Source organism: Streptomyces sp. NPDC107765 (genome assembly GCF_055657085.1).
In genome coordinates, this window is sequence record NZ_JBVKBL010000017.1 from 170,343 (window position 1) to 176,759 (window position 6,417).

Consider the following 6,417-nt stretch of genomic DNA (forward strand, 5'->3'; position numbering starts at 1 on the left):
GAGCGAGTGGGCAGTGAAGATCAACTTCACACACCGGTGCCGTCCCTCGTATGTGACCAGAGAAGAGAATGTCCCCATGCCCCAGACATTTCACCTAAAAGACCTCAAGCGTATTTGGTGGCGCTGCGTCCATCTGTTCGCCATTCTGGGCGTCCTGGTGGCCAGTGTCGTTGTCGCCTGGATGGGGCTGATCCAGGCGGGAATCGCGGGGACGCATGGGAAGCTCACGGTCGACTACTGCTATATGGAGCATCCCGTCAGCGGGAAACGGCACACGAGCCGATCCCCCGACACCTTCACCTGCAACGGCATGTTCCGGGCGGACGACGGGAAAGTCGTGGCCGACAACGCCCACGTGAGCGGCCTCGCGGCCGAGTACCCCAAGGGACATACGCTGTCGACCCAGCGCAGCGGCAACGAGGTCTTGCCGGATGACCCCCACGGTGCGCTGAAGATGTTCCTGATCGCTTCCGGGCTGCTGCTCATCGAGGCGTTCGCCGTCTTCTGGTTCGTCACGAAGCTCGACAAGAACGGCATGAGCCTGACGGATTCGTGGCGGAGCACCAAGGGCACGGTCGGCCGCGTCGTCGTGGTCGGCATCGCGGTAATCGGCGTCATCGGCCTCGCCGCCGGCCCGCTTCTCGCGTTCGCACTTCCCGGCTGAGCCGGGACAGGGCCGGGCCCGCGGCGTTCGTCGGGCCCGGCAGGAAGCCTCAGAACCCGGCAGGCTCCGTATAGACCCCCCATTCGTCCCGCAGCACCCCACAGATCTCGCCGAGTGTCGCCTCGGCCCGTACGGCCTCCAGCATCGGCTCGATCATGTTGTCGCCGTTGCGGGCGGCGGCGAGCATGCCCTCCAGTGATGCCTTCACCCGGGCGTCGTCGCGGGCGGCCTTGCGGGCGGCGAGGACCCGTACCTGCTCGCGTTCGACTTCGTGGCTGACCCGGAGAATTTCCAGGTCGCCGGTGACCGAACCCTCGTGGCAATTGACGCCCACGACCTTCTTGTCGCCCTTTTCCAGCGCCTGCTGGTAACGGAAGGCGGATTCGGCGATTTCGCCGGTGAACCAGCCGTCCTCGATGCCGCGCAGAATTCCGGAGGTCATCGGACCGATGGGGTGCTGCCCGTCGGGATGCGCCCGCAGGCCCCGTTCCTTGATCTGGTCGAAGATCTTCTCCGCGTCCGCCTCGATGCGGTCCGTCAGCTGCTCGATGAACCACGAACCGCCCAGCGGATCCGCCACATTGGCGACCCCGGTCTCCTCCATCAGCACCTGCTGCGTCCGCAGCGCGATTTCCGCGGCCTGCTCACTCGGCAGCGCGAGGGTTTCGTCCAGGGCGTTGGTGTGCAGGGAGTTGGTGCCGCCGAGCACCGCCGCCAGCGCCTCGACCGCGGTCCGTACGACGTTGTTGTACGGCTGCTGAGCGGTCAGCGAAACACCGGCCGTCTGGGTGTGGAAGCGGAGCCACTGCGCCTTTTCGCTCGTCGCGCCGTAGACATCGCGCATCCAGCGGGCCCAGATCCGGCGGGCCGCACGGAATTTGGCGATCTCCTCGAAGAAATCGAGATGGGCGTCGAAGAAGAACGAAAGCCCCGGCGCGAAGGTGTTGACGTCCAGACCGCGGCTGAGCCCCAGCTCGACGTACCCGAAACCGTCCGCGAGGGTGTACGCCAACTCCTGCGCGGCCGTCGCCCCGGCTTCACGGATGTGGTACCCGGACACCGAGAGCGGCTTGTACGCGGGAATGCCGTGCGCGCAGTGCTCCATCAGGTCGCCGATGAGGCGCAGATGCGGCTCCGGCTGGAAGAGCCATTCCTTCTGGGCGATGTACTCCTTGAAGATGTCGGTCTGGAGGGTCCCGTTGAGCACCCCCGGATCGACGCCCTGCCGCTCGGCGGCGACGAGGTACATGCAGAAGACCGGCACGGCCGGGCCGCTGATCGTCATCGACGTCGTGACGTCGCCGAGCGGGATGTCCTTGAAGAGGACCTCCATGTCGGCGGCGGAGTCGATGGCCACGCCGCAGTGGCCGACCTCTCCGAGCGAGCGCGGGTCGTCGGAGTCCCGGCCCATGAGCGTCGGCATGTCGAAGGCGACCGAGAGCCCGCCCCCGCCGTTGCCGAGGATCATCTTGTAGCGCTCGTTCGTCTGCTCGGCGTTGCCGAAGCCCGCGAACTGGCGGATGGTCCAGGTGCGGCCGCGGTAGCCGGTCGGGTACAGGCCCCGGGTGAAGGGGTACTCGCCCGGCCATCCGATCCGCTCGAAGCCCTCGACGGAATCCCCGGGCCGGGGCCCGTACACCGGCTCGACGGGATCGCCCGAGAGCGTGGTGAAGTCCGCGTCCCGCTTGCGTGCGGCGTCATACCGGGCCTGCCAGCGACGGCGGCCTTCCTCGATCGCGTCAGCGTCCATACGATCGAATTTACTAGGACGTCCTAGTACTTGTCGACGGGAGTGGCCTTCGAGTCGCGGTGCTCACACGCCGTAGCGGGGCGGGGCGGGGCCTAGGACTGGCGGGCGGGGCGAGGACTGGCGGGCGGGGGCGACGACTGGCGCCGGTCCGGCGCGGGGAAGCGGGAACGCGAAAACGCGCCCGTGCCGGTGAGGGACGGGCGCGTGACGGTGGACGGAGCGGGTCAGGCCTTGACCGGCTCCGGCGCGCTGTCGGCGAGCAGCGGCTCGACCTCGCGCACCACATGGCGCTCGACGAAGAACGCCGCGGTCGGGATCGTGCCGGAGACCAGCAGCCACAGGAGCTTGCCGAACGGCCACCTGGCCTTGGAGCCCAGGTCGAAGGCGAAGATCAGGTAGATGATGTAGAGCACGCCGTGGACCTGGGCGACGACCAGGGTGAGGTCCTTGCCGATTCCGAAGCCGTACTTGGCGATCATGCAGGCGCAGAGCGCCAGCAGCATCACGGCCGTGACGTAGGCCATTACCCGGTAGCGGGTCAGCACGCTGGATTTCATGGATACGAGCGTAACCGCCCGGAAAATCCCCGCGGACGCGGGGAGCACGCAATTGCCCGGACCGGGTGAGCGTCTTTCGCGGACCCTCCCCGCGGATACGGGGCACAAACGCGCTGACCTGCAAGGACCTGCAAGGACCTACAGGGACCTGCCCCGCAGGCTCAGCTCCCGTCCTTGAAATCCCCCGCCGCCACCCGCAGCGGCCGCAGCATCGCAAAGATCTCCCCGCACTCCTCGTCGTCGTACGCGCCGAGTCCGAAATCCATGGCCATCAGGTCCCGGGTCGCGGCGTCGCAGACCTCGCGGCCCTTGTCCGTGATGGAGGCGAGGGTGCCCCGCCCGTCGTTCGGGTTGGGCCGCTTGGCGACCAGGCCGGACTTCACCAGCCGGTCGACGGTGTTCGTCACCGAGGTGGGATGCACCATGAGCCGCTCGCCGATCTTGGACATCGGCAGCTCACCGGCCTTGGAGAAGGTCAGCAGCACCAGCGCCTCATAACGGGCGAAGGTCAGCCCGTACGGCTTGACCACCGCGTCCACCTCGGACAGCAGGATCTGATGGGCGCGCATGATCGACGTGATCGCGCCCATCGACGGCACGGCTCCCCACCTCTGGCGCCACAGTTCGTCGGCGCGCGCGATGGGATCGAAAGCAAGGCTGAGCGGCTTCGGCACGTCTCCGACCCTACCCGGCGGTCATATTGTGGTCAGCCTTGTCTCAGTTTTCGGTCTCACTCAGCGGTCGCGGGAGGGCGTCCCGCTCGCCGCCGGTGGTCGGTCCGGGCGGCCCTGGGCGATCCCGGGCGGCCCGGGCGGTCCGGGGTGGGGTCCGAGGGATCCGGGGGGTCCGGGGCGGTCCGCCGGACCTCGCGGATCACGGCGAGGACGCAGAGCACGCCGAGCGCCCCCGCCGCCGGCATGACGGCCCGCAACGGCGCGTACTCCGCCGCGAGACCAGCCGCCCCCATCGCCAGGCCCATCGCCGTCATCCGTCCCGCCTGCACCACCGTCATCCCCTGCCCCAGCAACTCCTCAGGGACCGCGGCGACGAACCACCGGTCCACCCCGAAGTTGTACGAGATGCCGGTGCCGGTCAGTACGAGGAGCAGCACCGCCCAGCCGAGCGAGGGCTGCGCGGCGAAGCCGAGCGACGGCAGGACGGCGAAGACGCCCATGGGGAAGGTGAGCCGGGACCGGGCCCGCGGCCCCAGGAGCGAGCCGACCAGGCTCTCCGCCACCACGGCGCCGATCGGCATGCTGCACATCAGCAGACCCGCACCGCCCGGGCCGGCACCGAGCTCGTCGGCGTAGGGGACGAGCAGCGCCTCGGGGATGACCACGAAAGCCGGCGGCAGCCAGGTCAGGAGCAGCAGCGCGCGCACCCTGCGGTCCGCCAGCAGCCGCCGTATGCCACCCAGGGACGCGCCCAGCAGGGCCCCGCGCCCGGCCGCCGGGGCACCGCCGGTCCGGGCCGGGCGGGCCCGGGTGCCGAGGCGCAGCAGCAGCGCCGAACCGAGGAAGGTGAGGACCGTGAGGGCGAGCACCGCCCGGGGCGTCACCACGGCCACCAGCAGCCCTCCGACGCCGAAGCCCACCAGTTGGGCACTCTGGTTCACGATGCGGATCACCGACCGGCCCAGGACGAACAGATCGCCCTCGCCGAGGATGTCGCCGAGCGTGGCGGCGCGGGTCCCGGCGAAGACCGGGGCGATGGCGGCGACCAGGCAGCGCAGGACGAGCAGCACGGCCACCGGTGTGCCCGGCAGGACCATCCCGGCCGCCGCCGGCGCGCACAGCAGATCGCAGACCACCAGCACCCGGCGGGCCGGGTACCGGTCGGCGACGGCGGACAGCAGCGTCCCGCCGAGAACGTACGGCAGCAGCCCGAGCGCGAAGGTCGACGCGCTCAGCAGCGGGGAGCCGGTACGCCGGAAGACCAGCACGGACAGCGCGATCTCGCAGACGACCACGCCGAGGGAGGACAGCAGGTGCGCGGCGAAGACCGCGCGGAATTCCGCGACGGCGAAGACGGCACGGTAACGGGCCGGGCGTCCGGGAGGGACGCGGCCGCTGCCGTCCTCGGGGCCCTGGTCCTCCTCGGGGCGTTCGGGAGTACGGCCCGGCGGAACGGGCCCGGTGGTCGCGGACATGGCAGCAGACTGCCGCGCGCCGCCCCCGTCCCGTAATCTTTCGGCCCCAGCCGAATCCCGGGGGAGGTCGCGCGGTCATGCCGCTACATCTGCACTTCGGCGCCGACGACCTGCTGCGCATCCGGTTCGCCATCTCGCCGCTGTGCGAGACACACGAGGCGGTACGGACCCTGCGCCGCACCGACCGGCACGGCTACCACGCGCCGTGGTTACGGCGGATGCGCACGACGCTGGCCGGGCTGGACCTGACACCGCTGTGGCTGTTCATGCCGGCCTCGCCACCGGGCTACACCCCGGACTTCCTGGGCCGGCCCCCGGACACCCCGACGACCGGCTTCGACGAGGAACTGGCACGGCTGCGGGCCACCGACCCGGAGCTGGCCCGGGCCGAGATGGCCAAGTCACTGGCCGGTACGCCCGGTGGGGCCGACTCCGCGCGCGGCCGGGCGGCACTGGCGGATCCGGCCCGTGCCGTGCAGGTGCTGGCCGACGCCACCGAACGGGCCTGGCATGCGCTGCTCGCCCCGGACTGGCCCCGGCTGCGGGCCCTGCTGGAGGCCGAAATCGCCTACCGTTCACGCCAGTTGGCGGACGGCGGGCTGCGGCGACTGTTCGCCGATCTGCATCCGCGGCTCACGTGGTCGGGCGACACCCTCACGGTCCGGACCCGCACCGACTTCCTGCAGACCCAGGACCTGGACGGCCGCGGGGTGCTGCTGCTGCCCAGCGTCTTCGCCTGGCCGGACGTGGTGAGCGGTTTCGATCCGCCGTGGCAGCCCACCGTCATCTACCCGGCGCGCGGAATCGGCGGGCTGTGGGCCGAACCGGACGCCGGGCCGGCACTGGCCCGGCTGCTGGGACCGAAGCGGGCGGCCGTACTGGCCGCGCTCGACACGCCGTCCTCCACAACGGCGCTCGCCCGCCGCCTCGGCCTCGCACCGTCCTCCGTCTCGGCCCACCTCTCCGTCCTCCGCGCCGCCGGCCTCCTGACGTCCCGCCGCCACGGCCACGAGGTCCTATATGAGCAGACGCCACTAGGTCTGGCGCTGCTCGGGTAGCCCCACGTACCTGGCCGTCCCGCCGTCGGGGTTGCTCACCGTTGCGCTTTGCGGCGCCCCCGCACGTAGCCGTCTGTCCCGCCGCGGGGCTCGCCGTTGCGCTTTGCGGCGCCGCGTACGTGGCTGGCCGTCCCGCCGCGGGGCTCGCTCGCCGTTGCGCTTCGCGGCGCCCCCGCACGTACCCGTCTCCCCCGCCGCGGGGCTTGTTCGCCGTTGCGCCTGCGGCGGGCGAGGTTGTT

Annotated in this window: 6 protein-coding genes; 2 read left to right on the forward strand and 4 right to left on the reverse strand. The window is 70.7% G+C overall.

All coding sequences use genetic code 11. The annotated features are described in order from the left end of the window. Positions 1-76: 76 nt before the first annotated feature. Positions 77-664, forward strand: coding sequence for a hypothetical protein (locus ACZ7MX_RS33000; RefSeq protein WP_472137494.1), 588 nt, complete (start codon positions 77-79; stop codon positions 662-664). A gap of 49 nt (positions 665-713) precedes the next feature. Here the strand turns inward: ACZ7MX_RS33000 and ACZ7MX_RS33005 are convergent, their stop codons facing one another. From ACZ7MX_RS33005 to ACZ7MX_RS33020, 4 genes are all read right to left on the reverse strand, one after another. Further along, on the reverse strand, positions 714-2,414 hold the full coding sequence (locus ACZ7MX_RS33005) for an acyl-CoA mutase large subunit family protein (protein WP_472137495.1): 1,701 nt from the start codon (positions 2,412-2,414) through the stop codon (positions 714-716). Between the two features lie 224 nt (positions 2,415-2,638). Next, a complete protein-coding gene (locus tag ACZ7MX_RS33010; protein ID WP_472137497.1) occupies positions 2,639-2,971 on the reverse strand; it encodes a DUF3817 domain-containing protein in 333 nt (110 codons plus the stop codon). Between the two features lie 161 nt (positions 2,972-3,132). Then, complete coding sequence (locus ACZ7MX_RS33015; protein WP_472137499.1) at positions 3,133-3,645, reverse strand: MarR family winged helix-turn-helix transcriptional regulator; 513 nt, start codon at positions 3,643-3,645, stop codon at positions 3,133-3,135. 56 nt (positions 3,646-3,701) lie between these two features. Further along, complete coding sequence (locus ACZ7MX_RS33020; RefSeq protein ID WP_472137501.1) at positions 3,702-5,120, reverse strand: MFS transporter; 1,419 nt, start codon at positions 5,118-5,120, stop codon at positions 3,702-3,704. Between the two features lie 77 nt (positions 5,121-5,197). Between ACZ7MX_RS33020 and ACZ7MX_RS33025 the strand changes: the two genes are divergently transcribed. Continuing rightward, a complete protein-coding gene (locus ACZ7MX_RS33025) occupies positions 5,198-6,178 on the forward strand; it encodes an ArsR/SmtB family transcription factor (protein ID WP_472137503.1) in 981 nt (326 codons plus the stop codon). Positions 6,179-6,417: the final 239 nt, after the last annotated feature.